This is a genomic window from Promicromonospora aerolata (genome assembly GCF_042682255.1).
Taxonomy (GTDB): Bacteria; Actinomycetota; Actinomycetes; order Actinomycetales; family Cellulomonadaceae; genus Promicromonospora; species Promicromonospora aerolata.
Map to the genome: position 1 here is coordinate 4,705,163 of NZ_JBHUHF010000001.1, position 26,215 is coordinate 4,731,377.

Here is a 26,215-nt window from a genome sequence, read left to right on the forward strand (position 1 = left end):
GCCGCGTCCACGATCACGTGAGGTTTCTCGCGAACCCGGCACGTCGGCCTCCGACGGCCGGGTCGCCTGGAAGAATCCTCGTGTGACTTCCACTCGCGTAGCCGCGATCGACTGCGGCACCAACTCGATCCGCCTGCTGGTCGCAGACGTCGACGCCGCCGGAAACCTCACGGAGCTCGACCGCCGCATGGAGGTGGTGCGGCTGGGCCAGGGCGTGGACCGCACGGGCGAGCTGGCGCCGGAGGCGCTCGGCCGCACCCTCGCCGTGACCCGTGATTATGCGGCGGCGATCGAGGCGGCCGGAGCCCAGCGGGTGCGGTTCGTGGCAACGTCGGCCACACGTGACGCCCGCAACCGGGACGAGTTCTTCGGCGGTGTCCGGGACGCGCTCGGCGTCGGCGTCGAGGTCATCACCGGCGCCCAGGAGGCGCAGCTGTCGTTCCGCGGCGCCACCGGGGCGGTCGCCGAGGCGCACGGCGGCCCGTTTCTCGTGGTCGACCTCGGCGGCGGATCCACCGAGCTGGTCCTCGGCACGGGCTCGGTGGACGCGAGCGTCTCGATGGACGTCGGATCGGTGCGGATGACGGAGCGGCACCTGCACGGCGACCCGCCGTCGGCCGGCGAGATCGAGGCGGCCCGCGCGGACGTGCGAGCCCACCTGGACGACGCCGCCCGCGTGGTCCCGCTCGCGAAGACCGCCACCTTGGTGGGGCTGGCCGGGTCGATCACCACGGTTACCGCGCACGCGCTGGGGCTGACGGAGTACCGGCGCGAGCGGGTGAACCAGGCAGAGCTCCCCGTCTCAGCGGTGCTGGCCTCCTGCGAGGCCCTGCTCGCGGCGCCGCGTGCGGAACGGACGGCGATGGGCTTTCTGCATCCGGGCCGGGTCGACGTGATCGCAGCGGGGGCGCTCGTCTGGTCGGAGGTGATCAGCCGGGTCGCGACCGACGTCCAGGCGGCCGGCGGATCGCTGACCAGCGTGGTGACGAGCGAGCACGACATCCTCGACGGGATCGCGCTGTCCATGGCGTGAGGTACGGGGACCGGACCGGTCGCCCCGCACGGACCCGGTACCGCGGCATCGCCGGACGAGGTGCGGCGCATCGTCGCGCTATCGCGCATTGCGCGGTACCGTGCATCTCGTGGATACAACGCAGTTGCTCAAGGGAGTGCTCGACGCCGCGGTGCTCGCGGTCGTCGAGCGGGAGGACGGGTACGGGTACGACATCGTCCGGCGTCTGCGTGCCAGCGGCGTCGAGTCGGGTGAGGCCTCCGTCTACGGCACCCTGCGCCGTCTGTACGCGAGCGGCTCGCTCACCAGCTATGTGGTGCCCTCGGAGGCCGGGCCGCACCGCAAGTACTACGGCATCACCCCGCATGGGCGGGAGGCCCTGAAGACCCAGCGCAAGGAGTGGCAGGAGTTCGCCGACACGGTGGCCGGACTTCTCGGCGAGAGGAACGAGGAAGCTCGATGAACACCATCACCAGCAGCGACGCCCTGTCCGCGCACGTTCGGAGCTACGCACAGGCGGTGCGTCGGCACCTCGTCGACCTCGGTCCGGACGTGGCGGACGACCTGACCGACGGGCTCGAGGCCGATCTCACCGAGGCGGTCCTGGACGCCGACGTCGCCACCGCCGACGCGGTCGGGACCCAGGCGTTCGACCTCGCGGATCAGTTCGGGCCCGCCGACGAGTACGCGGCCGAGCTGCGCGCGGCGGCCGGGCTGCCGGCGCCGGCGCCGGCGGGGCGCACAGGGCGTGGACCGGGCCGCGTGATCGGCGACGCCTGGACCGTGGTGGCCGAGCGGTGGCGTGCCGCCTGGCGACCGGTGACGAGCACGCCGGGCTGGGCCGCGTTCGCGGACTTCGCGCGCTCCCTCGCTCCGGCATGGTGGATCCTGCGCGGCTGGGTCGGCGCACAGGTCGTCATGTGGGCGGCGGGGATGGACGTCACGCTCTGGCCGTCCTCGACCGGTGGTCGGATCCTCGTCGTCGCGGCCATCGTCGTCAGTGTCCAGTGGGGACGCGGCAGGTGGGTCCCGCGCTGGGCGTGGTTCCCCCGTGCCGTCGCGGTCGCGTCGGTCGCCGCCGGAGTCCTCGCGATCCCCCTGGTGTCCGACGTCGCGGCCGAGAGCAGTTCGGTCGTGACCTCAGGGAGCTACGACGCGGGTTGGGCCGACGGGTTCAACGAGGCTCAGTTCTCCCAGGCGAGCACGGGGGGCGACGGGCGCATGGCCGGAACCGACGGCATCTGGGTCGAGGGCATGCAGGTCAGCAACATCTTCGCCTACGACGCCGCGGGTGACCCGATCCGCGACGTGCAGCTCTTCGACGACCGGGGCCGGCCGGTTCGCACGATCAGCGACAGCGCGACCTGGAACACCTGGTCCGTGCCCGACGTCGCCGGCTCGTGGAACTTCCAGCCCACCACCTCGTCCGACGGTCGCACCCGGTGGAACGTCTTCCCCCTCAGCGCGGTACCTGCCGACGAGGTGGGCCTCGGCTCCGAGGGCGACTACTACGGGCCCGAGCAGGACGACTACTACGGGCCGGAGCTGGACGACTACAACGGCCCCGGACAGGACCTCGCCCCGTACCCGCTGCCGCCCACGGGGGTGCGGCCGCAGGACATGCCGTGGCCGTTCCTCAAGGCCCCAACAGCCATCGAGGACGACGGCCCCGTGCCGGGTTCCGACGCCGATGCCGGCTCGGGTACTGACGCCGGAGCCGACTCGGGTGCCGGCTCGGGTACCGACGCGTCCGACGAGCCGGCTCAGGGCCGACCCGGCGCCGACCGCCCGATGAGCGGTACCGGTGGTGAGCCGGTGCACCCGCGCGAGCGTCCGGCGTCGGGCACCGAGTTCCCGGAGCCGACGCTCGAGGCGACGCAGGCCGACTGACTCGTGCCGATCGAAGCGGGCCGACCGGCCCGGGTCGGCTGACCCGGGCCGGCTGGTCGCGGCGGACTTCCGTCCACCGGGAACCTCCGGTGGCAGTGGTCCGTTGTGACGGCCAGAGGATCGAGGAAGTTCCTGCAGCGGCGATGGCGGCGTGGTGTGCATCACGCCCACGCCGCTCTTCGTCGTGTCAGTACGGATGCGAACCGCGCGGTACCCTGGGAATCATGCCTCAGAACGACCTGACCTCGGTCAGCCATGCTTCCGATGCGGCGAGCACGCCGCGCCCGCGGAAGGTGCCGCGCATCGTGGTGCTCGGCGGCGGGTCCGTCGGCCTCTACGTGGCGCGCCGCCTGCGTAAGAAGCTGAAGAAGCGGGAGGCGGCCATCGTGGTCGTCGACCCGCGGCCGTACATGACGTATGCGCCCTTCCTGCCCGAGGCGGCCGCGGGGTCGATCGACGCCCGCGACGTCGTCGCACCGCACCGCAAGGCGCTCAAGGGCATCGACGTGCTGCAGGGCAAGGTCACCACGATCGAGCACGGCCGCAAGGCCGTGAAGATCCAGCCCGAGTCGGGCGACGAGTACGAGGTGACGTACGACCAGCTGGTCATCGGCCTCGGCTCCGTGTCGCGCACGCTGCCCATCCCGGGCCTCGCGGAAGCGGCCATCGGCTTCAAGAACGTCGAAGAGGCCATCGCGGTCCGCAACCACGTCATCAACCGCCTGGACGTCGCGTCCTCCACGTGGGACGCCGACCTGCGCAAGCGGATGCTGACGTTCACGTTCGTGGGTGGCGGGTTCGCCGGTATCGAGGCTCTCGCCGAGATCGAGGACATGGCGCGCTACGCGACGCGTCAGTACAACACGATCGAGGCCTCCGACCTGCGGTTCGTCATGATCGAGGGCGCCGGCCGCATTCTGCCCGAGGTCACGGAGCCGATGGGCGAGTACGCGCTCGCCGAGCTGAAGAAGCGCGGCATCGAGTTCCACCTCAACACGTTCCTCTCGTCCTGCGTGGACGGGCACGTGGTGACTTCCACGGGCGTCGAGTTCGACACCGAGACGATCGTGTGGACGGCGGGCGTCAAGGCGAATCCGGTCATCAAGGAGTCGTCCGACCTCCCGGCCGACAAGATGGGCCGCGCCATCGTGCTCCCGACGCTGCAGATGGCGACGGAGGACGGCGAGGTCATCGAGGGTGCCTGGGCGGCCGGCGACTGCGCCGCCGTGCCCGACGTGCACAACCCGGGCAAGTTCTGCCCGCCGAACGCGCAGCACGCCATCCGTGAGGCCGTGCGCCTGGCCGACAACATCGTCGCGCTCTACAAGGACAAGCCCGCAGTCGACTACGACCACAAGAACCTGGGCGTCGTCGCATCGCTGGGCCTGTACAAGGGGGTCGCGGAGCTGTTCGGCTTCGTCAAGCTGCGCGGGTTCCCGGCCTGGGTGGCGCACCGTGGCTACCACGTCATGGCGATGCCCACGGGTAACCGCAAGATCCGCATCCTGATCGGCTGGATCGGCCAGTTCCTGATGGGTCGCGAGCTGGTCTCGCTCGGCTCGCTGCACGACCCGCGCCAGGAGTTCCGCAACGCCTCCGTGCCGCCGAAGCCGCAGGGCGAGAAGGTCGACCAGAAGGCGGAGTCGTCCGCGTCCCGTGCCGAGACGGGCGCGAAGGACTGACACCCGCTCCGCCGGAGAAGAAACAGGGCGAGACAGGACCGCAGCGAGACTGAGCTCTGCCGAGCACCGCTCGGAGGGTAGACCGCTCCGGTTTCTGTCTCGCTCTGCTCCTGCTCCGCCCTGGGTCTCGGTGACGTGACCTCGGTAGTCTCTGCGGTGCGCCCCCATAGCCCAACTGGCAGAGGCAGCCGGCTTAAACCCGGCACAGTCCCGGTTCGAATCCGGGTGGGGGCACGCGGTACCCGCGGTTCAGCCGACCAGCTCCGCGAGGTGGCGGCCCGTCAGCGACCGCTCCGCACGGGCGAGGTCGGCAGGGGTGCCCTCGAAGACGACTCGCCCGCCGTCGTGCCCACCACCGGGTCCCATGTCGATCACCCAGTCGGCGCGCGCCACGACCGACAGGTTGTGCTCCACGACGATGACCGACCGGCCGGAGTCGACGAGCCGGTCGAGCAGGCCGGCCAGGTTGTCCACGTCCTGCATGTGCAGACCGGCGGTCGGCTCGTCCAGCACGAAGGCCGGGGTGTCGCCGCCCATCTCGATCGCGAGCTTGAGCCGCTGCCGCTCGCCGCCGGACAGCGTGTTGAGGTGCTGTCCGAGCGAGATGTAGTGCAGGCCGACGTCGAACAGCCGGGACAGCATGGGCAGCACCGACTTCTCCGTGAAGAAGCCCAGCGCCTCCTCGACGGACATGGCGAGGACGTCGGCGATGTTCTTGCCGCGCAGGGTGTAGCCGAGCACCTCCTCGGTGAACCGCTTGCCGCCGCACACCTCGCACACACTCGCGACGCCCGCCATGAAGGCGAGGTCGGTGTAGATGAGGCCCACGCCCTTGCACTCGGGGCAGGCCCCGGCCGAGTTCGCGCTGAACAGCGCGGGCTTGACGCCGTTCGCGCGGGCGAACTGCTTGCGGATGGGCTCGAGGATCCCGGTGTAGGTGGCGGGGTTGGAGCGCCGCGACCCGCGGATCGCCGACTGGTCCACGAAGGTCACGCCGTCGCGTGGCAGGCAGCCGTGGATGAGCGAGCTCTTGCCCGAGCCGGCGACACCGGTCACCGCGACGAGCACACCGAGCGGGACCTCGACGGAGACGTCCTGGAGGTTGTGCAGGTTCGCGTGCTCGATCCGGAGCATCCCGGTCGGCGTGCGGGGCGTGCTCTTGAGCGTGATCGCCTGGTCCAGGTGCTTGCCCGTCGCCGTGCCCGAGGTGCGCAGGCCGTCGAGGTCGCCCTCGTACACCACGGTGCCGCCGTGCGTCCCTGCGCCCGGCCCCATGTCGACGAGGTGGTCGGCCGCCGCCATGACCTCGGGTTTGTGCTCCACGACGAGCACCGTGTTGCCCTTGTCCCGCAGGCGCCGCAGCAGGTTGTTCATCTGCCGCACGTCGTGCGGGTGCAGACCGATGGTCGGCTCGTCGAACACGTAGGTCATGTCGGTGAGTGCCGAACCCATGTGTCGCACCATCTTGGTGCGCTGCGCCTCTCCGCCCGACAGCGACGAGGACTCGCGGTCCAGCGACAGGTACCCCAGGCCGATCTGGTCGAACGTGGCGAGCAGGTCGTTGAGTCCGTCGAGGATGGGCTGGACCTGGGGGTCGGCGAGATCGTGCACCAGCTCGGCCAGGTCGGTGAGCTGCATGGCGGCCGCCTCGCCGATGTGCGTGCCCTTGACGAGCGACGACCGCGCCCGATCGTTGAGCCGCGTGCCGCCGCACGCCGGGCACGACGTGAACGTGGCGAGCCGGTCCACCGCCGCGCGCATCGCCCCCTTCATCGACTCGACGTCCTTGACCAGGTAGAGGCGGGTGATCTTGGGGACGAGCGACTCGTAGGTGACGTTGATGCCGCCCGAGACGATCTTTCGCTCGGCGCCGTACATCAGGTCGTGCCACTCGGTGTCGCTGTAGTCCGCCAGCGGCTTGTCGACGTCGAACAGACCGGAGTCGGCGTAGACCTTCCAGTACCAGGAGCCGACGCCGAAGTTGGGGAACGTGATGGCGCCCTCGTTCAGCGACTTGCCGCGGTCCACGAGAGCTTCCGTGTCGACGGCCGAGACGCGGCCCAGGCCCTCGCAGGTGCCGCACATGCCCTGCGGGTCGTTGAAGGAGAAGAGGTTGGAGCCGCCGATGTGCGGCCGGCCGAGCCGCGACCAGATGACCCGCAGCATCGTGTAGGCGTCCGTGGCGGTGCCGACGGTCGAGCGGGCGTTCGCCCCCATCGGCTCCTGGTCCACGACGATCGCCGCGGACAGGTTGGACAGGATGTCGACGTCAGGACGTGGACGGGACGGCATGAACCCCTGGAGGAACGCGGAGTACGTCTCGTCGATCAGGCGCCGCGACTCCGCGGCGACGGTGCCGAACACGAGCGAGCTCTTGCCCGATCCGGAGACCCCCGTGAAGACGGTGAGCTTCCGCTTGGGAATGTCGATGGAGACACCCTGCAGGTTGTTCTCGCGGGCCCCGCGCACCTCGATAGATCCGAACACCACTGTCCTCTCCTGGTCGGTGGTCCCATGGTGCCAGCAGCCACTGACACGCACCGTGGCTCGCCCTCCGTCGTTACGCCACGAGCAGACGGCGGAACGACTCGGGACCTCGGCGGGGTTGGGTAGCGTGACGGGTACCAACGGCGGGAGTGGGCAGATGGCAATGATCTCAAGGGGTACCGCACGTACTGCTGGGCTCGGCACCGCGAACGAGAGCACCGGCACCAGACCCGGCACGCTCGAGCACACCCGCGAACCACTGCTCCGTGATCTGGTGGGTGGCATCCTGCGGACCACCCGACGCGAGCAGCGCCGTACGCTGGCCGACGTCGCCACGGACGCACGCGTCTCCACCGCCTACCTGTCCGAGATCGAGCGGGGCCGCAAGGAGGCGTCCTCCGAGGTGCTGGCCGCCGTCTGCGAGGCGCTCGGCATGCGTCTGGTCGATCTCGTGGAGCGCGCCTGGGCCCAGCTGGCTCTCGCGCTGGCGGCCCAGGACGAGAGCCGCCGGGTTCGGGTGCTCTCGTCCGGTGCCCGCCGCGCGGCGGGATTCTCGTCGTCGCGGCACCCGCTCCAGCCGGAGCATGCGGCGCCGGCCGGCGCCTCGGGCGCCGATCAGCGCGCGGAGGTCGTCCTGCTGGCGGCCTGAGGCCGGGTCAGAGCCCGGCGCGCCGCTTCCCGCCGGGCCGGACGTCGTCCACCTGGTCCACGATCTTGTCGACCATGCCGTAGGCGAGCGCCTGCTCGGCGGTGAACCAGCGGTCCCGCTCCGAGTCCGCGGCGACCGTCTCGACGGGCTGACCCGTGTGCTCGGACTGCAGCCGGGTCACGAGGTCCTTCACGTGCCGGATGTTCTCGGCCTGGATCACGACGTCGCTCGTGGTGCCGCCGATGCCGCCCGACGGCTGGTGCATCATGATCCGCGCGTGCCGCAGCGCGAACCGCTTGCCCCGGGTGCCCGCGCTGAGCAGGAACTGGGCCATGCTGCCCGCGAACCCGACGGCGACGGTGGAGACGGCGTTCGGCAGGAGCTTCATCGTGTCGTGGACGGCGAGTCCCGCGCTGATCGATCCGCCGGGCGAGTTGATGTAGAGGCTGATGTCGCCGTCGGAGTCCTCGGCGGAGAGCAGCAGGAGCTGGGAGGTCACGCGGTTGGCGACGGTGTCGTCGATCTCGCTGCCGATCAGCACGATCCGCTGGTGCAGGAGGCGCGTCGCGAGATGATCGTCGAAGGGCTGGCTGTGGCTCGTCTCGGTCATGCCTCCACCATCGCGCCGGACGGCGCCGCGGGGGAGTGGACTCTGCCCGTCGCAGATCTGCTGACGGCAGACCGGGCGGCTCAGAGCGGGTTGCCCTGGGGGTCGATGGTCGGGAACACATCGAAGTGGATCTCGAACGGGATGGCGCCGGGTTCGCCTTCGTGCCGGCTCAGCGGTTCCAGGTGCTCCATCGTGAAGCGGTCCCACGCCTGGACGAGCGACTTCATCTGTTCCGGAGTGGCCCACCTGCTCGCCGTGGCGAACGTGACGCTGCCTGACCATGCCGCCACGGTTTCCTCGTCCGCCTCCTGACCCGCGCGGAGGAAGTGCATCGCGCGTTCGTTGCGCAGGCGCAAGAACTCTATGTTGACGGCCTCGGCAGTCTGTCGGCCGGCGGGGGAGTCCTTCCCCGCGTTGGAGATGCTGAACCCGCCCGGCGTGCGTTCCCACCAGCGCTCGCGGGCTGTGCCCTTGCCCTCGACCTCGCGGACGAGTCCGTGCTTGGCCAGCTGGCGGAGGTGATAGCTCGTCGATCCGCTGGACTCCCCGACGATCTCGCCGAGCTTGCTGGCCGTGAGCGGCCCGCGGATCGGCAACAGGTCGAGGATGCGGATGCGCAGCGGATGAGCGAGCGCGCGCAGAGCCGCCGGGCCGAGCTCGGCCGGCGGGCCTGCGGTCGCGGACGGGTCCGGCGCCGCCCGGGGTGCCGGCCGCCCCGACGATGAGCGGGCGTCCCGGTCCGCCTGCCTGTCCGGGGGGTCCTTGCGTGCTGTCGCCATAGGCAGGACGTTACCCACTCGCCGTCGACGAGATCGGATCGTCAGCGCAGACGCCCGTCCGTCAGCGCAGACGCCCGTCGGGTCAGCGCAGTGCCAGCGGGTGGCGCGCCGCCGAGTTGTCGCGCACCCGCTCGGCCTGGGCGCGCTGCCTCTCGGCACGCTCCCTCTCCCGACGCCGCGCCGCGCGGTCGTCGGGGCTCGGCGTCGCCGGACGCGTACGGGTGGCGACCGCCAGTGTCAGCAGGATCCCGACGGGCTGCGGTACGGCGGTCCGGACGGTCGGTGCGTAGGTGCTCATCGCGGTTCTCCCTGGCTCGGGTGCGGATGGTCGGCCGGGCTGGCCCGTGACCCGCACTCTACGCAGGCCAACACTTCTTTGCAAGGAAATCTTTGCAAAGAAGTGTTGGTCATCGAGATGCGCCTCCGCCGGCGCCCGGATGCCGCCCAGGGGCCGGTCCGGCTCAGCCGGCGAACATCGCCAGCCGCTCCCACGAGCGGTGCATCCCGAGCGCGTCGCGCAGCGGCTGCACGCAGTCCCGCACGCTGTCGCAGGTCAGCACGTCCGGGGCAGAGGTGTCGACGCCGGCGGTGGCGAGCACGCCGTCGCCGTCGCCGAGGGCCACGATCGCCTTCCCGTGCCGATACGCCTCCAGGAGCAGGACGGCGGTGCGCGGCTCCGTCGCCACCGGGCTGCCGGCGACGCCCGGGGCGACCACGACGGCGTCGTACTCCACCGAGCGCGTGGTGAGCAGCGTGCGTTCCGCGGTCTCCGTCTCGCCCGACCCGCCCGAGATCTCCCCGCCGTGGGCCGCGACGACCCGGACTACCACGTTCTCGTCGGCGTACGCGGTCCGCAGGTCGGCAACCGGCGAGAGGTCACCGCCGTCCGCCACCAGGACGCCCACCACCCGGCCGTCGACGCGGCCCGGCTCGGCCGGGATCTGGGACAGCGCGGGAGAGGCGACGACGCCGTCGGGGACCTCCCCGTCGGGGACGGGCAGGCCCAGGCCCGCAGCTACCCGCGCGGCGAGGTCGGTGTCCACGCACGCCAGCGACGCGAGCACCCCCTCCTTGACCTCCTGGCGCAGGCACTTGCCGAGCTCGAACGTGAACGCCTCGACCTCGTGCGCCTGCTCGACCGGTGTCAGTGAGAGCCAGAAGAGGCGGGCCTGGCTGAAGTGGTCGGTGAAGGACACCGGGTGGTGGCGGCCCTTCTCGCCCGACACGGGGGTGGGGACCGTGACGAAGGCGTCCTCACCCTCGGGCGAGGTCCGCGGGAGGTCGTCGTCGATCTGGTTCGGCTTGTAGGCCACGATCCCCGAGTGCACCGCCTGCTGGTGCATCCCGTCCCGGAACATGTCGTTCACGGGGGTCCGGGGCCGGTTCACCGGCAGCTGGGCGAAGTTGGGTCCGCCGAGCCGGCTGAGCTGCGTGTCCAGGTAGGAGAACAGCCGGCCCTGCATGAGCGGGTCGTTCGTGACCTGGATGCCTGGCACCACGTGGTCCACGTGGAACGCGACCTGCTCGGTCTCCGCGAAGAAGTTCTCCGGCGCCTCGGTGAGCGTCAGGAGCCCGACGGTCTGCACGGGGCAGATCTCCTCCGGGACGATCTTGGTGGGATCCAGCAGATCGATGCCCTCGAACGTCTCGTCGGTGGTGTCGGGCATGATCTGCAGCCCCAGCTCCCACTGCGGGTAGGCGCCTGCCGCGATGGCGTCGTAGAGGTCGCGGCGGTGGAAGTCGGGGTCGGCGCCCTGCGTGATCTGGGCCTCTTCCCACACCTGGGAGTGCACGCCCAGGTGCGGCTTCCAGTGGAACTTCACGAGCGACGTCGTCCCGTCGGTCGCCTCCATCCGGAACGTGTGGACGCCGAAGCCCTCCATCGTGCGATAGCTGCGCGGGATGCCTCGGTCGGACATCGCCCACATCGCCATGTGCGTGGACTCGGTGTGGGAGCCGATGAAGTCCCAGAACGTGTCGTGCGCGCTCTGCGCCTGCGGGATCTCCCGGTCGGGCTCCGGCTTGCCCGCGTGGATGATGTCCGGGAACTTCACGGCGTCCTGGATGAAGAACACCGGGAAGTTGTTGCCCACCAGGTCGAAGGTGCCCTCGCGGGTGTGGAACTTGGTGGCGAAACCGCGCACGTCGCGCACCGTGTCGGCGGAGCCGCGGGAGCCGAGCACCGTGGAGAAGCGGACGAAGACCTCGGTCTCCTCGTCCGGGGTGGCCAGGAACGCTGCCTTGGTCACGGACGCCGCGTTGCCGTACGCCCGGAAGACGCCGTGCGCGCCGGCGCCACGGGCGTGGACCACCCGTTCCGGGATGCGTTCGTGGTCGAAGTGCGTGATCTTCTCGCGCAGGTGGTGGTCCTCGAGCAGCACGGGGCCGCGAGGTCCGGCGGTCAGGGAGTGGTCCGTGTCGTCCACGCCTACGCCCTGCGCCGTCGTCAGGCGATCGCCCTCCTGGGCGTGCAGGTCGGGTGCGTGGTGGACGGGGTTGCTGTCGCGCGCCATGGTGCGCCCCTCCGATCGGGTTCAGGATCGGGGCCCGGCTTCTTCAGGTCCGCAAACTACGATGGCGCAGCGCGTGGCGGCCTGCGACCGGAACGACTCGGCCCCACGGACCGCACCGTGCGTCCGTGGGACGTCGGTGCGGGCCGCGGGGCCGCGAGGGCAGGTGTGCTACGCGTCCTGGAGCTTGAGGCGCGTCGCGGCGCCGGCCAGGACCAGCGCCGTGTAGCCGGCCAGCACGCTGATGCCCACCCAGGGGTCGAGCACGTCAGCGAACGCACCGGCGTTCGGGGTGATCTGTGCGCCCGCCACGCTCGGCAGCAGCTTGTTCACCACGCCGACCCACTCCAGCTGGGCGGCGGCGAACGTAGCGATCTGGAAGATCGTCGGGACCACGAGGAAGACGGCCACCACCGTGAAGATCGCACCCGCGGTGTGCCGGAGCAGGGCGCCGAGCCCCAGCGCGAACAGCGCCACGAGCGTCACGTACAGGACCGTACCCAGCAGCGACCGCACCTGGGTGCTGTCGCCGAAGTCCACCGTGGCGCCGTTGGCGTCCAGGATCGGGAAGGTGATGAGCCAGCCCAGTGCGAGCGACACCGCGATGAGTACCGCCGTCACCCCCAGCAGCACCACTGCCTTGCCGAAGAACGCGCTGAGCCGCCCGGGCACCGCGGCGAACGTCGACCGGATCATCCCCGTGGAGTACTCGCCCGTGATCATGAGCGCACCGAGCACCGCGACCACGAGGGCCGCCATCTCGAAGCCCGCGCTCACGACCATCGTGCCGTTGAGCATCCCGCCCATCGCGGCCTGGTCCTCGGGCGCCGCACCTTCCATCTCGTTCCCGACGAGCTGCACGATGAGCGCCATCATCAGGGCGAAACCGACCATCACCACGACGGTCGAACCGAGCGTCCACCACGTCGAGCGCAGCGTCCACAGCTTGATCCACTCCGAGCGCAGCACGCGCCAGAAGGTGACGTTCTGCACCGGGGTGTGCCCCGCCGTCGTGCCCGACGCCGGTCCGCCCGCCGGAGCCGTGACCGTCGCGCTCATGCCTTGCTCCCCTCGAGATCGGACTGCGTGCCCGCGTGGGCCGCGATGTCCTCGGACTGGTACTCGACCGAATCAGCGGTCAGCGACATGTACGCCTCTTCGAGCGTGGACGCGACGGGCGTGAGCTCGTGCAGCACGATCTTCGAGGTGGCGGCGAGCTCGCCGACGGCGGCCGCGTCGGTGCCGCGGACCTCCAGCAGGCCGGGCTCGACGTCGTCCACCTGGGCGTCCTGGCGCTTGAGGAGCTCGGCGAGCTCCGTGGCCTGCGGTGACCGGACCCGCACGAGCTTGCGCTCGGCGCCGTCGACGATCTCCGAGACGGGGGCGTCCGCGAGGATGCGGCCCTTGCCGATCACGATCACGTGGTCGGCCGTCAGGGCGACCTCGCTCATGAGGTGGCTGGACAGGAAGACGGTGCGGCCCTCGGACGCGAGGAACCTCGCGATGTTGCGCACCCAGAGCACGCCCTCCGGGTCGAGCCCGTTGACGGGCTCGTCGAGGATGAGCGTGCGCGGGTCACCGAGCAGGGCCGCGGCGATGCCCAGGCGCTGGCCCATGCCGAGCGAGAATCCGCCCACGCGCTTGGTCGCGACGGGCCGCAGGCCGGTGAGTTCGATCACCTCGTCGACGCGGGTGGTCGGGATGCCGTGTGTCGCTGCCATGGCGAGCAGGTGGTTGCGTGCGGTGCGGCCGGTGTGCACGGCCTTGGCGTCGAGCAGCGCGCCCACCTCCGCCAGCGGACGGCGGTGCTCGGCGTACGGCTTGCCGTTCACCGTGACCGTCCCGGCGGTGGGCCGGTCCAGGCCCACGATCATCCGCATGGTGGTCGACTTGCCGGCGCCGTTCGGGCCCAGGAAGCCCGTCACCTGGCCCGGCTGCACGGTGAACGTGACACCGTCCACGGCGGTCTTCGCGCCGTACCTCTTCGTCAGGCCTCTGGCCTCGATCATTGCTTGCCCTTCCATCTGGTGGCATGCGGGGTGGCTTGCGGTCACTGGCGGTCACTGCAAAGTCCGGTCACTACGAGACTAGGGAGCCGATGGCGCGCTCCGCACCCATAACCGGCACGGATCATCCCCTGGACGGACGTAGTTCATCCGAAGGTATGACCCGGGAACTCCTGAGGCCTTCCCAGCGTTCCCTAGGATGGTCAGACAGACCAGGAGGAGCAGATGAGCAACCCCGTCTTTTCGAGAAGCGACGTCTTCGGTGAGCCCCGTCGCACCGGTGCAGCTGGCGCACGCCGCGGCGGCACCGCCACCTACCCCAACCAGACTCCCGCATATGGCACTCCGCCGCAGCCTGGCCAGTATGGTCAGTACGGCGCCGCGGGCCGACAGCCCATGGACGCGTCGGAGCTCGACGCGATGTACAAGTCGCCGTCCGCCACCACGGCGGACACCCGGCGCATGACCTACGACGACGTGATCATCAAGACCGGCGGGCTGCTCGCCCTCCTGGTCGTGGTGGCCGCGGCGACGTGGACGCTGGTACCGACCCCCCTGATGTTCACGGTCATGATCGTCGGCGCGATCGGCGGCCTGGTCCTGGGCCTCGTGAACAGCTTCAAGAAGAACCCGAGCCCGGCGCTGATCGTGGCCTACACGGTCTTCGAGGGCGCCTTCGTGGGTGGCATCTCGAAGGTCATGGAGTCCATGGCGCCTGGCGTCGTGGTGCAGGCGGTGCTCGGCACCATCGCGACCTTCGCGGCCGCGCTGTTCCTGTTCAAGAGCGGCCGGGTGCGTGTCACGCCCAAGTTCACGCGCTGGCTGCTGATCGCGGTCGCCGGCTACGCGGTGTTCTCGCTGGTCAACTTCGGCCTCGTGATGTTCGGCGTGCTGGACGGCTGGGGCATGCGCTCCGGTTGGCTCGGCGTCGTCGTGGGCATCGTGGCCGTTGGTCTGGCCGCCATGATGCTGATCCTCGACTTCGACTCCATCAAGCGTGGTGTCGAGGGCGGGGCCCCCGCCAAGATGGCGTGGGCGGCGGCCTTCGGTCTGCTGGTGACGCTGATCTGGCTGTACATCGAGATGCTGCGGCTCCTGACGATCCTGCAGAGCCTCTTCAGCGACTGATACCACTCGCTGTACGAGACAACGGCCCGGCGCCTTCCTCGCGGAAGACGCCGGGCCGTCGTCGTGATCCGGCCAGCTGCAGACTTCGACCAGTGCAGACATGGTTGCGGTTTCACGCCGCTAAACCGCAACCATGACTGCACTCGGTCAAGCCGCGACCATGTCTGCACTCGGGCGAGAGAGTTGGCGCACCGCCACAGCTGCCAGCAGGCATCCGGCCGCGACCAGGGCGCCGTGCGTGATGCGCAGCTCGGGACCACCGAAGAACTGGGGGAGTACGAGCACCAGGCCGAGCGCGAGCGGCACGCCCGCCCACCTCGGACGCGTTCCCGCCCGCCACAAGGCGACCGCGGCCAGCACCCCGGCCCCGGCGATCAGGAGCAGCCCGGCACCGAACAGGGTGATGGCCCACGGCTGCGTACGCAGCACCTCGACGTCGGCGAGCAGGCCGAGGTCGTCCTCCCGCAGGGCGGCCTCCGCGATGGTGCGGAGGCCGAAGATCTCGGCGCCGAAGTAGAGGGCGGCGAGGCCGGCGCCGACCCAGGCGGCGATCAGGGCCCACGTCGCCGAGCTGACGCCGGCCCTGCCGCCCGGACCCGCACCGCCGTCGTCGGGCGCGCCGCCACGGGCGAGTACCGTCCGCAGGCCGAGCAGCGCGGGGGCGAGCAGGGCGAGGCCGAGGATCCCGCACAGGTGCGACAGCACCCAGCGGTCGGACGCGAACGCCACCGCCAGGTCCGTCGTGGCGACGGACTCGTCGGGCCAGGGGCGCAGCAGCGGGAAGAGGAGGAAGGCCACCCCGGCCGCGCCGAAGGCGACCGCGGTCCAGCGCGCAACGGTCATCGGGGGCTCCTCGTCGTGGTGGAGTCCTGGGGCGTGGTGGAGTCCTGGGGTGCCGCGGGAGCCTGGGGTGCCGCGGGAGTCGCGAGGGCTGCCACGCCCGCCACGAGCATGTCGAGCAGCACGGCGAAGCTCTGGTCCAGGTCCTCCCGCCTGCGGAAGCCGGCGCCGAGCTCCAGGGTCACGAAGCCGTGCACGCCGGCGCGGACCGCGCGGACGGCGTCGATCACGCGCTCGTCCGGCAGGCCGAAGCCGCGCAGTACGGCGACCACCGTCTGGACGCCCTCCTCACCGGCCGCACGGTGTCGGTCATCGGCCGGGTCGTCCGGGTCCGCGCCGATCTGGGTGGCCACATACCGGCCGGGGTAGGCCCGTGCGTAGCGGCGCCAGGCCTCGGCGAGGGCGTGGAGCGCGTCGGCCCCGGCGCGGCCCACGGTCGCCGACGTGCCGGCGGCCGTGAGCTCGCGGACGGCGATGATGGTGACCTCGCGCCGCAGGTCGGCGAGCGATCCGACGTGCTTGTAGAGGCTGGGGGCCGCGACGCCCGCCCGCGCGGCCACCTTGGCGAGCGTGAGGTCGGCGAACCCGCTCGGCCCGCCCGCGTCGACGACCTCGAGGGCCAGGCGCACCACCGCGTCCGGGGACAGGCCGGCCCTAGGCACGTCGACCACCGTCCTCGGCCTGCGTGCCGGGGATCTGCGTGGCGGGGGCCTGCGTGGCGTGCCCGGCGTCCGGCAGCGCGGGCAGCCCGGCGAGGAACTCGAGCACGGCGGGCACGACGACGTCGGGCGCCTGGTGCTGCGGGTAGTGGCCCACGTCGGGGATCAGGACGCCGCGGGCGCCGATCGTGTCGGTCGCCCAGGTCAGCTCGGCCGCAGGGTCCGAGAAGTCGGGGTCGAGCGCGCCGACGACCGCGAGGGCCGGCGCCTGGACCGCGGGCAGCCGGGCCTCGACGACGGAGTGGTCGAGCGCCACGGCGAGGTCGCGGAGGGAGTGCAGCCGGCTCGGCTCGCGCAGCGCGTCCCGGACGGCGCGCACGTGCTCGGCGTGCCGGGGCGAGCGACGTCCCTTGGAGATCATGGAGTAGTAGGAACCCCAGAACGCCGCACCCCACGGGCGGGCGAACAGGATCCGGTAGACGACCCGCAGGGCGCGCTGCATGGCCGCCGAGCCGGGCTGCCGCAGGTAAGGGCTGAGCAGGACCAGGCCGCGCACGAGCTCGGGACGTTCCGCGGCGGCCCAGACCGCGGCGGAGGCTCCCATCGAGTTGCCGAGCAGGACCGCCGGCCCGGCGTCGAGGTGCTCGACGAGTGCGACGAGGTCCGCGCCGGTCGTGTCGTCGCCGTGCGTGCGGAACGTGGTGTCCGAGTCCCCGTGGCCACGCAGGTCGGTGACGACGACGCGGAAGCCGGCGTCGACGAGGGCCGGTGCGACGTCGTCGTAGGTGGACCGGAGGTCGCCCATGCCGGGCACGGCGACGACCAGGGGGCCGGCCCCGGTGTCTCGGTAGGCGATGCGCCCCTCGAGCCTGGGCAGGAAGGTGAGCGAACCACTCTGGCTGGTTGTCATAGCCGTAAAGCTACGCCTATTAGCCAGAGGACACAACCCCCCCGGGACACGCTGAGTGCTGGGTATCTGCGGGACCGGACGCAGCCGACTCGCGGATACCCAGCACTCAACGAGGGGGGTCAGACCGGGCGGTGGACTCCGAAGTAGCCCTTCTCCGCCTCGCCGGTCTCCGCCTTGATGACGTGCATGACGGCGTTGATCAGCGCCAGGTGCGTGAACGCCTGCGGGAAGTTCCCCAGGTGCCGTCCGGTGCCCGGCTCGATCTCCTCGGCGTAGAGGTTGAGCGAGGACGCGTAGCCGAGCAGCCGCTCGCACAGCGACTTGGCCCGCTCGACCTCGCCGATCTCGACCAGCGCCGACACCAGCCAGAACGAGCAGATGGTGAAGGTGCCCTCCTCGCCCTGCAGGCCGTCGTCGGTCTCCTCGGTGCGGTAGCGCAGCACCAGACCGTCCTCGGTGAGCTCGTCCGCGATCGCGAGCACCGTCGCCCGGACCCGGTAGTCGTCCGACGGCAGGAACCGCAGCAACGGCACGAGCAGCAGCGACGCGTCGAGCGCCGGGTCGCCGTAGCGCTGCGTGAACACCCCACGCTCGTCCACGCCCTTGGTGCAGATGTCGTCCGCGATCTCGTCGGCGATCTTCTGCCACGACTTGGCGTAGTCGTGCTCGTCGTACAGCCGGGCCAGCTTGGCGCCCCGGTCCATCGCCACCCAGCACATGAGCTTGGAGCTGGTGAAGTGCTGCGGTTCGCCGCGCACCTCCCAGATGCCCCGGTCCGGCTTGTGCCAGTGCTTCGCGGCCTCCTCGACCTGTCGCTTCAGGATGGGCCACAGCGACTCGGGGAGCTGCTCGCGCGACTTGGCGTGCAGCCACACCGAGTCGAGCACCGCGCCCCACACGTCGTGCTGGCTCTGGTCGTACGCGGCGTTGCCGACCCGGACCGGCTGCGCCCCTTCGTAGCCCGACATGTGCGGCAGCTCGAACTCCTCAAGGGTCTCCTCGCCGCCCACGCCGTACATGATCTGGAGCTGGCGGTTGTCCCGACAGACGTCCTGGATGAACGCGAAGAAGTCGTCGGCCTCGCGTTCCAGCCCCAGGGTGTACAGGCCCCAGAGCGCGAACGTCGAGTCACGGATCCAGGCGTACCGGTAGTCCCAGTTGCGTTCACCGCCGGGCGTCTCCGGCAGCGACGTGGTCGCCGCGGCGATCAGCGCGCCGGTCGGGGAGTAGGTCAGGCCCTTCAGGGTGAGTGCCGACCGCTGGAGGTAGATGCGCCACGGGTGGTCGGGGAACTCGCCCTGCGTGATCCAGTCGCGCCAGAACCGCTCGGTGCGCCACATCGCGTCGAGCGCGCCCGCATAGGTGGTCGGTGCGCTCTGCGAGCCCCACGACATCGCGACGAAGTGCGTGGCGCCCTCCGTCATCCGGGTGCGTGCGGTGGCCCGCTTGCCCTCCAGGCCGAACCGCAGGCTGGAGCGCAGGTGCAGGTCCGGGTTCGAGTCGCCGGTGTGCGCCACGACCGAGGAGTAGCCGCTGTTCTCGTACTCCCAGTCGACCTCGGACCGCGCGTAGTCGGGACGCGGCTCGCACACGACGTCGAGGTCCACCGTGCCCGACACGCACTTGATGGTGCGCAGCAGGATGTGCTCGGCGTCGTCGTCGGTGGGGGTGCGGCGGTGCGTGCCGGAACGTGACTCGAGGTCGTGCCACGGGCCCATCAGCATGGCGTCGCGCACGACGAGCCAGCCCGTCGGCGTCTGCCAGGTGGTCTCGAGGATGAGCGTGCCGGGCAGGTAGCGGCGGGCGACGGGCACCCGCACCCCGTGCGGTCCCACCCGGAAGTAGCCGGCTCCCCGGTCGAGGATCTTGGCGAAGATGCTGGGTGAGTCCGGTCGGGGTACGCACATCCACTCGACGCTGCCCGAGGGCGCGATCAGTGCGTTGGTCTCACAGTCCGAGAGGAACCCGTACTCCCCGATGTGCGGAAACTTGCTGCGGCCGTCCCAGGCGCGCGGGGAGGCGCCGTCGCTCGACGTATGTCCCTTGACCGGACCCGAGCTCTGGGGCTTCGAGGGCTTCGAGGTCTGGCGGCGCCGAGGGGACGTGCCGGATGCCGTGGAGGCCGCGTCGGCGCCCAGTGGCTCAATCGATTCGAGCGTCATGAGACTCAAGGGTTCCGCACGTCGAGCGCACGTGGCAAGCCGTACCTGTGTGACGCGCGGAACCCGTTGTCGTGCCGTACACGGGCCCTGCACAGCCCCTGCGCGAGCGGTCGACGCAGCCGCCCCGAAAAGTTCGTGGAACGAATTTCTCGTCGGTGTCGATCGAGCGGTTTCCCGTTCGACCTGTGAGTGAGAAGGTCCCAACAAGGGGGCCCCGAGGCACAGGAGAAGAAACCATGACGAAGTACATGCTGATCATGCGCTCGACCGACGAGACGATGGCCGTCTACGAGAACATGGACTTCGAGAAGATCATGAACGACATGGGCAAGTTCAACGAGGACATGATCCAGGCGGGCGTGCTCGTCGCCGGCGAGGGCCTCACGGACGCGGCCGACTCCGTCGTCGTCGACTACTCGTCCGAGACGCCCGTCGTGACCGACGGTCCCTACGGCGAGACCAAGGAGCTGTTCAACGGCTTCTGGATCGTCGACGTCGCATCCAGGGAGGAAGCCGTCGAGTGGGCCAAGCGGGCCCCGCTGGCCGGGCCGGGGAGCAAGCTCGAGATCCGTCGCGTCCAGCAGATGGACGACTTCCCGCAGGACAACGAGCACGTCCAGAAGGAGCGGGCGTGGCGCGAGTCGACCGGCCAGCTCTGATCGGCGAGGACGCCGCGCGGCGGGCCGTCGAGGCGGTCTGGCGGATCGAGTCCGCGCACATCGTGGGCGCGCTCACCCGCTACACCCGCGACTTCGAGCTCGCCGAGGACGTGGCCCAGGAGGCGCTCGCCGCGGCGCTCGTCTCCTGGCCACGCGACGGCACGCCCCGGGATCCCGCGGCCTGGCTCATCGCGACGGCCCGGCGCCGGGCGATCGACGCCTACCGGCGCCGGGCCGGGCGCGACGAGCGGTACGCGGCGCTCGCGCACGGCCTGGCCGAGGGGGAGGCGACGTCGGGTGCCGGAGGTCCGTCCGTAACGCCCGGTACGAGCATCGTCGCAGGTGAGCCGGGTTCTGACCCGGCCGCCTTCGACCCGGACCGGATCGAGGACGACGTGCTCGCCCTCATGTTCGTGGCCTGTCACCCCGTGCTGTCGCGGGAGGCGCAGATCGCGCTGACGCTGCGGGTGGTGGGCGGCCTGACGAGCGACGAGATCGCCCGCGCGTTCCTCGTGCCGGTCGCGACGGTGCAGGCACGCATCACGCGTGCGAAGAAGACCATCGCCGCGGCGCAGGTCCCGTTCGAGCCGCCCGACGGCGCGGACCGGGCCGCCCGGCTCTCGTCGGTACGCGGGGTGCTGTACGTGATCTTCACGGAGGGCTCGTCCGCGACGTCCGGCGACGACTGGATCCGGCACGACCTGGCACGCGAGGCCGTGCGCCTGACCCGCGTGCTCACCCGGCTCGCACCCGAGCCGGAGACCTTCGGCCTGCTCGCGCTGCTGGAGCTGACCGCCGCACGGTTCCCGGCCCGGGTGGGGCCGTCGGGCGAGCCGGTCCTCCTGGAGGACCAGGACCGGCGTCGCTGGGACCGCGCCGCGATCATCCGGGGCAGGGCGGCGCTGCGGCGCGCCGTGGGTGCGTCGGGCATGGGGGTGTACGCGCTGCAGGCCGCGATCGCGGAGTGTCACGCGGCGGCCGGCTCGGTGGCGCAGACCGACTGGGGGCGGATCGTTGTGCTCTACGAGGCGCTCGGCCGGGTCGCTCCCTCACCCGTGGTGGACCTGAACCGGGCGGTGGCGGTCGCGATGGCGCACGGCCCCGACCTGGGGCTGCGCATCGTGGACCGGCTGGTGGACCAGGAGGCGCTGGTGGGGTCGCACCTGCTGCCCGGCGTGCGGGGTGAGCTGCTGTCCCGGCTCGGCCGCACCGCGGAGGCCCGTGGCGAGTTCCTGCGCGCGGCGGAGCTGTGCGGCAACGCAGCGGAACGAACGGTCCTGATCCGCAAGGCCGGCCCCCCACCCCTCGCCTCCGACCGCTGAGTGCTGGCTATCTGCGCCCTCGGAACGTTCCGAGGGCGCAGATGGCCAGCACTCAGCACTTCAGCACTCAGCGGGGGAGCCAGGCCAGGGTCTCGGCGGTCGGGCCCGTAGGGCGGTACTCGCAGCCGACCCAGCCGTCGTACCCGCACGCGTCGAGCGCCGCGAAGAACGCGTCGAAGTCGATGGTCCCGGTACCCGGCTCGCCACGCCCGGGCGAGTCCGCGACCTGCACATGACCCACGGCGCCGATATGGCGCCCGATGTCGGCGACGACGTCCGACCCGTTGTTGTGCAGGTGGTAGACGTCGAACAGCACGGCGACGCCGTCGCCCACCTGGCCGGCCACGGCGAGCGCGTCCTGCAGGGTCTGCACGGGGTAGTCCCCGTTCTCGCCGATGGTCAGCGGCTCGACCAGGACGGTGACGCCCGCTGCGACGAGAGCGTCCGCCGCGAGCCGCAGGTTCTGGGCGCCCACCTCGTCCTGGACCCGCGCTGCGACCCCCGGTAGCCGCTGCCCGTACAGGGCGTTGACGCGGTCGCAGCCCGTGGCTTCCACGACGGTCCGGACCACGGCGAGATTCTCCCGGAACTCGGCGGCCCGGTGCGGGTGCGACACGATGCCGCGCTCGCCGCCGGGCATGTCGCCCGCGAAGAGGTTGAGCCCGGTGAGCCGGACCTCGGCCGCGCCCAGGGCGTCGACGAACGCGCCGACCTGGGCGGCGGAGGGCTGGTGGGTGGCGAACGGCCACCAGCACTCCACCGCCTCGAACCCGGCAGCGCGAGCCAGGGCGAACCGTTCGAGCAAGGGCACCTGGCTGAACAGCAGCGACACGTTGGCGGTGAACCTGGGCATGAAAATCTCCGATCGTCGGCATTGACCACGACAGGTATATCGAAATACCCTTCGTCAAGCCAGTACCCGATCGCTAGCAAAGTTGCAGTGATCAATCGATAGATCAGCGAACGAGGGAGTTCGGTCGTATGGCAGTCGTGGGCTTTGTCGGGCTGGGCGTGATGGGGCGGCCGATGGCGGCGAACCTCGTCCGGGCAGGACATGAGGTTCAGGCGTTCAGCCGCGGTGCCGCCGGCCGCGAACGGGCAGCCGCACTGGGCGTACCGGTCGTCGGCAGCATCGCCGCGGCGGTCCGGGGCGCCGACGTGGTGATCACGATGCTGCCCGACACCCCCGACGTACGAGCCGTCGCGCTCGGCCCGGACGGCGTGCTCGAGCACCTGGCGCCGGCGGGCGCCTACATCGACATGAGCACCATCGAGCCGGACGCCGCCCGGGAGATCGCCGAACAGTTCGCCCGGGCCGGCAACGACGTGCTCGACGCGCCCGTCTCGGGCGGCGAGGCCGGAGCCCGCGAGGGCACGCTGTCGATCATGGTTGGCGGCCCGGCCGCAACGGTCGAACGCTGGCAGGACCTCCTCGGGGCGATGGGCACCACGGTCGTCCGCGTCGGCGAGGCGGGCGGGGGACAGGTGGTCAAGGCGGCCAACCAGCTGGTGGTCGCCACCCACCTGCAGGCGCTCGCCGAGGCGGTGGTGTTCCTGGAGGCCAACGACGCCGACGTCGCCACCGGCCTCGCGGTCATCGCGCGAGGGCTCGGTGGGAGCACCGTCATCGACCGCAAGGCCGACGGCATCCTGGCCGGCGACTTCGGCCCGGGTTTCCGCCTGGAGCTGCACCACAAGGACCTGGGCATCGTCGACGCCGCCGCACGCTCCCGCGGGGCGGTCCTCCCCGTCACGGCGTTGGTCGGCCGCCTCGTCCAGTCGCTCGTGCAGCGCGGGGACGGCGACCTCGACCACTCGGCGCTGGTGTCGCTCGCGCGTGAGCTCAACGGGACCGCGGGCAGCCGGGTAGCCGACGTGCGGCACGGGACGGGGACGCGATGAGCGTGACCGCCCGGCACACCGACACCGACGCCGAGGAGCGCGTGCGCCCCGGCTGGTGGGACGAACCGTTCCAGGTCTTCCAGACCAACCTCCGCGAGATCGACGCCGGGCTCGACGTCGAGGGCACGCTCGACGCCGTCCAGGAGCACGGCGCGAACGTCTGGCTGCTCAACGTCGGCGGGATCCTGTCGCACTACCCGACCGCGCTCGACGTCCAGACCCGCAACCCGCACCTGGCCGAGCGGCCCGGCGGCGACCTCGTCGGCGACGCCCTCACGGCCGCACGACGGCGGGGCGTGCGGCTGCTGGCCCGGATGGACTTCTCCAAGGTCGCACCGGCGCTCGCCGACGCGCACCCGGAGTGGTGCTTCGTGTCGCCGTCCGGCGAGCGCCAGGAGTTCGAGGGGCTCGTCAGCGTCTGCCCCAGCGCCGAGTACTACCAGCGGCGCATCTTCGACGTCCTCGACGAGGTGCTCGACCGCTACGACGTGGACGGGTTCTTCTTCAACTGGTTCGGGTTCAACGAGGTGGACTACGCCGGCCGGGTGCACGGCGTCTGCCACTGTGCGGCCTGCCGGGCGGGGTTCGCCGAGCACACCGGCCTGGACCGGCTGCCCGACCGGGCGGGCGAGCCCGGCTACCGGGAGTGGCGCGGCTACGCCACCGCGACCATCAACGCGCTCACCACCCGGGTGCGGGCGCACATCGCCGCGCGTCGGCCTGACGCCGGGCTCATCCTCGGTACCGCGGCCGACGTGCTGTTCCACGAGGCGAACAACGCGATGGGGCGCCCGCTGTGGCCGTATGCCACCGGCGAGGCCGTCAGCGCGCTCCGGTCGGCGCAGCCGGGCAAGCCGGTCATGGTCAACGCCGTCGCGTTCTGGGACATGCCGTACCGGCTCGCCGACGAGCAGCCCGAGATGCTCTCGCAGTACCTGGCTCAGGCGATCTCCCGCGGCGCCAACCCCTCGACCTACATCATGGGGCCCACCGACGGGATCGCGTACGCGGGGCTGTCCGCGGCGGCGGCGGTCACGCGGTTCCACCGCGACCACCGGCGCGAGTACACGGGACTGGCCCCCGCGGCCGAGGTGGGCCTGGTCCGGCCCGACCCGCTGGACGACGACGGCCGGTTCGGCACGGGGACCGCCGAGCACCGGGGTCTCCTGACGGGTCTGGTCGAACGGCACGTGCCCTTCGACGTTGTACCTGCCGGGGTGCTGGAGGCCCTGTCGGTGGACCGGTTCCGGGTGCTCGTGCTGCCCGACGTGCCGTCCCTGTCGCCCGGAGCGGTCGAGGCTCTCGAACGTTTCGTGCTGGCCGGCGGCTCGCTCGTGGCGACCGGCCGCAGCGGGATCCGTGCCGACGGCTCGGTCGTCGAGTGGTTCCCCGGGCTCCGGGTGACCCGCGTCGACGCCGACCGGGAGACCCTGAAGTCCAGCTACGTACAGCTGGACCAGAGCGCCCAGGTCGAGGGCGCCGTCCTGGTGCCGCGGCCCGGACGGCACCACCGGCTCGCCTGGCGTCCCGACGCCGCGCTGCGGCACGGCCTCGTGGAGCGCGCGCCCTACGGTCCGCCCGAGAAGGCGTACGGCCACGTGCCCGGAGCGGAGTTCGCCTGCGGGTCGCGGCGGCACGGCGCGGGCACGGTGCTCCAGCTGCCCTGGACGGCCGGGACCGCCTATCACGACACCCGGCTGACCCGGCTGCGCGACCTGGTGGTCGACCTCGTGGTCGAACGGCTCGTGGACCGGCCCGGTGGTCGCCTGCCGATCACCGTCGACGGGCCCGAACAGCTCGAGGTGGTCGTCGGACGCTCGGCGGCCGGGCTGGTGGTCCACCTGCTCAACCATTCGGGGCAGCGCGGTAACGGCTTCGGGCCGGTGGTGCCGCTGCGCGACGTGGTGCTGCGTGCGACGGGCCTCGCCGGTCGCCCGGCGCGTGCCCTCGCGGGCACGGCGACGGTCCTGGACGACGGCGACGACCTGGTGGTGCGGATCGCTACCGTGACCGAGCTCGAGGTCGTCGTCATCGAGGACGAAGGAGGCTCTCGTGCCTGAGATCGTGGTCGTCAGGGGTGGTCAGGGCGAACGGGTGGCCGAGCGGGTGCGCGCGGCGCACCCGGAGGTCGTCGTCGCTCCCGCGGACGACGCCGACGCGCTGCGCACCGCCACCGTCGTGGCGGGCCACCTCACCGACGACGAGGTGGCGCGGATGCCGCGGCTGGCATGGGTGCACTCGTGGGCGGCCGGCGTGGAGTCCGACGTCGGCGCCGCGCTGCGCCGGCGAGCCTCGGTGGCGGGCCCGGAAGCGGTGACCGTGACGTCGTCGGCGGGCAACGGGGCGATCCCCCTGGCCGAGCAGGCGCTGCTGCTCATGCTGATGCTGAGCCGTCAGGCCCCGCGCTGGGCGGCCGCGCAACGGGAGCACCGCTGGGAGCGGTTCACGCACGGCGAGCTGTACGGCCGCACGGTCGGCATCTACGGGTACGGCAACGTGGGGCGGGAGCTCGCGATCCGGGCCCGGGCCCTCGGCATGACGGTGGTGGGGCTCCGCCGTCGGCCTGCCGCACCTGACGACCCGGTGGACCGGATGCTGCCCCCGGACGCCGTGGACGAGCTCGCCGCGCTCAGCGACTTCCTGGTGGTCGCCGCGCCGCTGACCGACCGGACCGCCGGGGCGATCGGGCTGCGCACGCTGCGCGAGCTCGGCCCGGCGGGTCACCTCGTGGTGGTCTCCCGCGGCGGGATCGTGCGGGAGGTCGACCTGGTGACCGCCCTGCGCGACGGGATCGTCGGCGGCGCCGGACTCGACGCCCACGCCGACGAACCACTCCCCACGGACTCGCCCCTGTGGGACCTCCCTCGCACGATCGTCACCCCGCACAACGGGGCGACGACGTCGTCGACCGCGGACCGCGGTACGGCGATCTTTCTCGACAACCTGGACCGATGGCTCGCGCGGCGGCCGCTGCGCAACGTCGTCGACACCGCGCAGCTGCCCTGACA

General features: G+C 71.4%; 23 protein-coding genes and 1 tRNA gene. 12 read left to right on the top strand and 12 right to left on the bottom strand.

The features are described from left to right. Positions 1-82: 82 nt before the first annotated feature. The 5 genes from ACFSL2_RS21025 (at position 83) to ACFSL2_RS21045 (ending at position 4,818) form a co-directional block, all read left to right on the top strand. Complete coding sequence (locus ACFSL2_RS21025; RefSeq protein ID WP_377199706.1) at positions 83-1,033, top strand: Ppx/GppA phosphatase family protein; 951 nt, start codon at positions 83-85, stop codon at positions 1,031-1,033. 109 nt (positions 1,034-1,142) lie between these two features. Further along, positions 1,143-1,475: a PadR family transcriptional regulator gene (locus ACFSL2_RS21030; protein ID WP_377199707.1), complete on the top strand. Its 333-nt coding sequence runs from the start codon at positions 1,143-1,145 to the stop codon at positions 1,473-1,475. Further along, complete coding sequence (locus tag ACFSL2_RS21035; protein ID WP_377199708.1) at positions 1,472-2,902, top strand: hypothetical protein; 1,431 nt, start codon at positions 1,472-1,474, stop codon at positions 2,900-2,902. Before ACFSL2_RS21030 ends, ACFSL2_RS21035 begins: the two co-directional genes overlap by 4 nt. A gap of 224 nt (positions 2,903-3,126) precedes the next feature. Next, a complete protein-coding gene (locus ACFSL2_RS21040; protein WP_377199709.1) occupies positions 3,127-4,584 on the top strand; it encodes an NAD(P)/FAD-dependent oxidoreductase in 1,458 nt (485 codons plus the stop codon). Positions 4,585-4,744: 160 nt separating this feature from the next. Then, a tRNA-Leu gene (locus ACFSL2_RS21045) sits at positions 4,745-4,818 on the top strand. A 15-nt stretch (positions 4,819-4,833) separates the two neighbouring features. On the opposite strand, the gene ACFSL2_RS21050 is transcribed toward ACFSL2_RS21045, so the two are convergent. Next, a complete protein-coding gene (locus tag ACFSL2_RS21050) occupies positions 4,834-7,074 on the bottom strand; it encodes an excinuclease ABC subunit UvrA (RefSeq protein WP_377199710.1) in 2,241 nt (746 codons plus the stop codon). Positions 7,075-7,228: 154 nt separating this feature from the next. Between ACFSL2_RS21050 and ACFSL2_RS21055 the strand changes: the two genes are divergently transcribed. Further along, complete coding sequence (locus tag ACFSL2_RS21055; RefSeq protein ID WP_377199711.1) at positions 7,229-7,720, top strand: helix-turn-helix domain-containing protein; 492 nt, start codon at positions 7,229-7,231, stop codon at positions 7,718-7,720. 7 nt (positions 7,721-7,727) lie between these two features. Here ACFSL2_RS21055 and ACFSL2_RS21060 read toward each other — a convergent pair whose 3' ends face one another. The 6 genes from ACFSL2_RS21060 to ACFSL2_RS21085 form a co-directional block, all read right to left on the bottom strand. Then, positions 7,728-8,330 (bottom strand): ClpP family protease, encoded by a 603-nt coding sequence (locus tag ACFSL2_RS21060; protein ID WP_377199712.1) that lies wholly within the window; start codon positions 8,328-8,330, stop codon positions 7,728-7,730. Between the two features lie 80 nt (positions 8,331-8,410). Then, positions 8,411-9,109 carry an ArsR/SmtB family transcription factor gene (locus ACFSL2_RS21065; RefSeq protein WP_377199713.1) on the bottom strand — a complete coding sequence of 233 codons (699 nt, stop codon included), beginning with the start codon at positions 9,107-9,109 and terminating at the stop codon, positions 8,411-8,413. 82 nt (positions 9,110-9,191) lie between these two features. Next, the gene (locus ACFSL2_RS21070; RefSeq protein WP_377199714.1) at positions 9,192-9,407 is read right to left on the bottom strand and encodes a hypothetical protein; all 216 of its coding nucleotides are present in this window, start codon (positions 9,405-9,407) and stop codon (positions 9,192-9,194) included. Between the two features lie 163 nt (positions 9,408-9,570). After that, the gene (locus ACFSL2_RS21075; RefSeq protein ID WP_377199715.1) at positions 9,571-11,622 is read right to left on the bottom strand and encodes a catalase; all 2,052 of its coding nucleotides are present in this window, start codon (positions 11,620-11,622) and stop codon (positions 9,571-9,573) included. 168 nt (positions 11,623-11,790) lie between these two features. Then, the gene (locus tag ACFSL2_RS21080) at positions 11,791-12,678 is read right to left on the bottom strand and encodes an ABC transporter permease subunit (RefSeq protein ID WP_377199716.1); all 888 of its coding nucleotides are present in this window, start codon (positions 12,676-12,678) and stop codon (positions 11,791-11,793) included. Then, positions 12,675-13,628, bottom strand: a complete 954-nt coding sequence (locus tag ACFSL2_RS21085) for an ABC transporter ATP-binding protein (protein WP_377199717.1) — start codon at positions 13,626-13,628, stop codon at positions 12,675-12,677. The genes ACFSL2_RS21080 and ACFSL2_RS21085 overlap by 4 nt, the downstream gene beginning before the upstream one ends. A 222-nt stretch (positions 13,629-13,850) precedes the next feature. Between ACFSL2_RS21085 and ACFSL2_RS21090 the strand changes: the two genes are divergently transcribed. Then, complete coding sequence (locus ACFSL2_RS21090; protein WP_377199718.1) at positions 13,851-14,753, top strand: Bax inhibitor-1/YccA family protein; 903 nt, start codon at positions 13,851-13,853, stop codon at positions 14,751-14,753. Between the two features lie 147 nt (positions 14,754-14,900). Here ACFSL2_RS21090 and ACFSL2_RS21095 read toward each other — a convergent pair whose 3' ends face one another. The 4 genes from ACFSL2_RS21095 to ACFSL2_RS21110 all read right to left on the bottom strand — a co-directional run bounded on the left by ACFSL2_RS21095 (position 14,901) and on the right by ACFSL2_RS21110 (position 19,324). After that, the gene (locus tag ACFSL2_RS21095) at positions 14,901-15,596 is read right to left on the bottom strand and encodes a hypothetical protein (RefSeq protein ID WP_377199719.1); all 696 of its coding nucleotides are present in this window, start codon (positions 15,594-15,596) and stop codon (positions 14,901-14,903) included. Next, positions 15,593-16,255 carry a TetR/AcrR family transcriptional regulator gene (locus tag ACFSL2_RS21100; RefSeq protein WP_377199720.1) on the bottom strand — a complete coding sequence of 221 codons (663 nt, stop codon included), beginning with the start codon at positions 16,253-16,255 and terminating at the stop codon, positions 15,593-15,595. Before ACFSL2_RS21100 ends, ACFSL2_RS21095 begins: the two co-directional genes overlap by 4 nt. Then, entirely contained in the window at positions 16,248-17,162 is a 915-nt protein-coding gene (locus ACFSL2_RS21105; RefSeq protein WP_377199721.1) for an alpha/beta fold hydrolase, read from the bottom strand. The genes ACFSL2_RS21100 and ACFSL2_RS21105 overlap by 8 nt, the downstream gene beginning before the upstream one ends. 119 nt (positions 17,163-17,281) lie before the next feature. Continuing rightward, positions 17,282-19,324, bottom strand: coding sequence for a glycoside hydrolase family 15 protein (locus ACFSL2_RS21110; protein ID WP_377199722.1), 2,043 nt, complete (start codon positions 19,322-19,324; stop codon positions 17,282-17,284). A 236-nt stretch (positions 19,325-19,560) separates the two neighbouring features. Between ACFSL2_RS21110 and ACFSL2_RS21115 the strand changes: the two genes are divergently transcribed. Continuing rightward, positions 19,561-19,983, top strand: a complete 423-nt coding sequence (locus tag ACFSL2_RS21115; RefSeq protein WP_377199723.1) for a YciI family protein — start codon at positions 19,561-19,563, stop codon at positions 19,981-19,983. After that, complete coding sequence (locus ACFSL2_RS21120; protein ID WP_377200865.1) at positions 19,983-21,305, top strand: RNA polymerase sigma factor; 1,323 nt, start codon at positions 19,983-19,985, stop codon at positions 21,303-21,305. Before ACFSL2_RS21115 ends, ACFSL2_RS21120 begins: the two co-directional genes overlap by 1 nt. A 67-nt stretch (positions 21,306-21,372) precedes the next feature. Here ACFSL2_RS21120 and ACFSL2_RS21125 read toward each other — a convergent pair whose 3' ends face one another. Then, positions 21,373-22,158, bottom strand: coding sequence for a hydroxypyruvate isomerase family protein (locus tag ACFSL2_RS21125; protein WP_377199724.1), 786 nt, complete (start codon positions 22,156-22,158; stop codon positions 21,373-21,375). Positions 22,159-22,286: 128 nt separating this feature from the next. On the opposite strand from ACFSL2_RS21125, the gene ACFSL2_RS21130 reads away from it, so the two are divergent. The 3 genes from ACFSL2_RS21130 to ACFSL2_RS21140 are packed head-to-tail and all read left to right on the top strand — an operon-like array spanning position 22,287 to position 26,213. Continuing rightward, positions 22,287-23,207 carry an NAD(P)-dependent oxidoreductase gene (locus ACFSL2_RS21130; RefSeq protein ID WP_377199725.1) on the top strand — a complete coding sequence of 307 codons (921 nt, stop codon included), beginning with the start codon at positions 22,287-22,289 and terminating at the stop codon, positions 23,205-23,207. Then, entirely contained in the window at positions 23,204-25,267 is a 2,064-nt protein-coding gene (locus tag ACFSL2_RS21135) for a beta-galactosidase trimerization domain-containing protein (RefSeq protein ID WP_377199726.1), read from the top strand. The genes ACFSL2_RS21130 and ACFSL2_RS21135 overlap by 4 nt, the downstream gene beginning before the upstream one ends. Further along, a complete protein-coding gene (locus tag ACFSL2_RS21140; RefSeq protein WP_377199727.1) occupies positions 25,260-26,213 on the top strand; it encodes a D-2-hydroxyacid dehydrogenase in 954 nt (317 codons plus the stop codon). Before ACFSL2_RS21135 ends, ACFSL2_RS21140 begins: the two co-directional genes overlap by 8 nt. Positions 26,214-26,215 lie beyond the last annotated feature (2 nt).

Coding starts and splice junctions, on each gene's coding strand:
- ACFSL2_RS21070 (WP_377199714.1), bottom strand. CDS start 9,407: ATGAGCACCTACGCACCGACCGTCCGGACCGCCGTACCGCAGCCCGTC.
- ACFSL2_RS21075 (WP_377199715.1), bottom strand. CDS start 11,622: ATGGCGCGCGACAGCAACCCCGTCCACCACGCACCCGACCTGCACGCC.
- ACFSL2_RS21085 (WP_377199717.1), bottom strand. CDS start 13,628: ATGATCGAGGCCAGAGGCCTGACGAAGAGGTACGGCGCGAAGACCGCC.
- ACFSL2_RS21080 (WP_377199716.1), bottom strand. CDS start 12,678: ATGAGCGCGACGGTCACGGCTCCGGCGGGCGGACCGGCGTCGGGCACG.
- ACFSL2_RS21055 (WP_377199711.1), top strand. CDS start 7,229: ATGGCAATGATCTCAAGGGGTACCGCACGTACTGCTGGGCTCGGCACC.
- ACFSL2_RS21090 (WP_377199718.1), top strand. CDS start 13,851: ATGAGCAACCCCGTCTTTTCGAGAAGCGACGTCTTCGGTGAGCCCCGT.
- ACFSL2_RS21110 (WP_377199722.1), bottom strand. CDS start 19,324: ATGACGCTCGAATCGATTGAGCCACTGGGCGCCGACGCGGCCTCCACG.
- ACFSL2_RS21040 (WP_377199709.1), top strand. CDS start 3,127: ATGCCTCAGAACGACCTGACCTCGGTCAGCCATGCTTCCGATGCGGCG.
- ACFSL2_RS21115 (WP_377199723.1), top strand. CDS start 19,561: ATGACGAAGTACATGCTGATCATGCGCTCGACCGACGAGACGATGGCC.
- ACFSL2_RS21130 (WP_377199725.1), top strand. CDS start 22,287: ATGGCAGTCGTGGGCTTTGTCGGGCTGGGCGTGATGGGGCGGCCGATG.
- ACFSL2_RS21125 (WP_377199724.1), bottom strand. CDS start 22,158: ATGCCCAGGTTCACCGCCAACGTGTCGCTGCTGTTCAGCCAGGTGCCC.
- ACFSL2_RS21060 (WP_377199712.1), bottom strand. CDS start 8,330: ATGACCGAGACGAGCCACAGCCAGCCCTTCGACGATCATCTCGCGACG.
- ACFSL2_RS21135 (WP_377199726.1), top strand. CDS start 23,204: ATGAGCGTGACCGCCCGGCACACCGACACCGACGCCGAGGAGCGCGTG.
- ACFSL2_RS21105 (WP_377199721.1), bottom strand. CDS start 17,162: ATGACAACCAGCCAGAGTGGTTCGCTCACCTTCCTGCCCAGGCTCGAG.
- ACFSL2_RS21095 (WP_377199719.1), bottom strand. CDS start 15,596: ATGACCGTTGCGCGCTGGACCGCGGTCGCCTTCGGCGCGGCCGGGGTG.
- ACFSL2_RS21035 (WP_377199708.1), top strand. CDS start 1,472: ATGAACACCATCACCAGCAGCGACGCCCTGTCCGCGCACGTTCGGAGC.
- ACFSL2_RS21065 (WP_377199713.1), bottom strand. CDS start 9,109: ATGGCGACAGCACGCAAGGACCCCCCGGACAGGCAGGCGGACCGGGAC.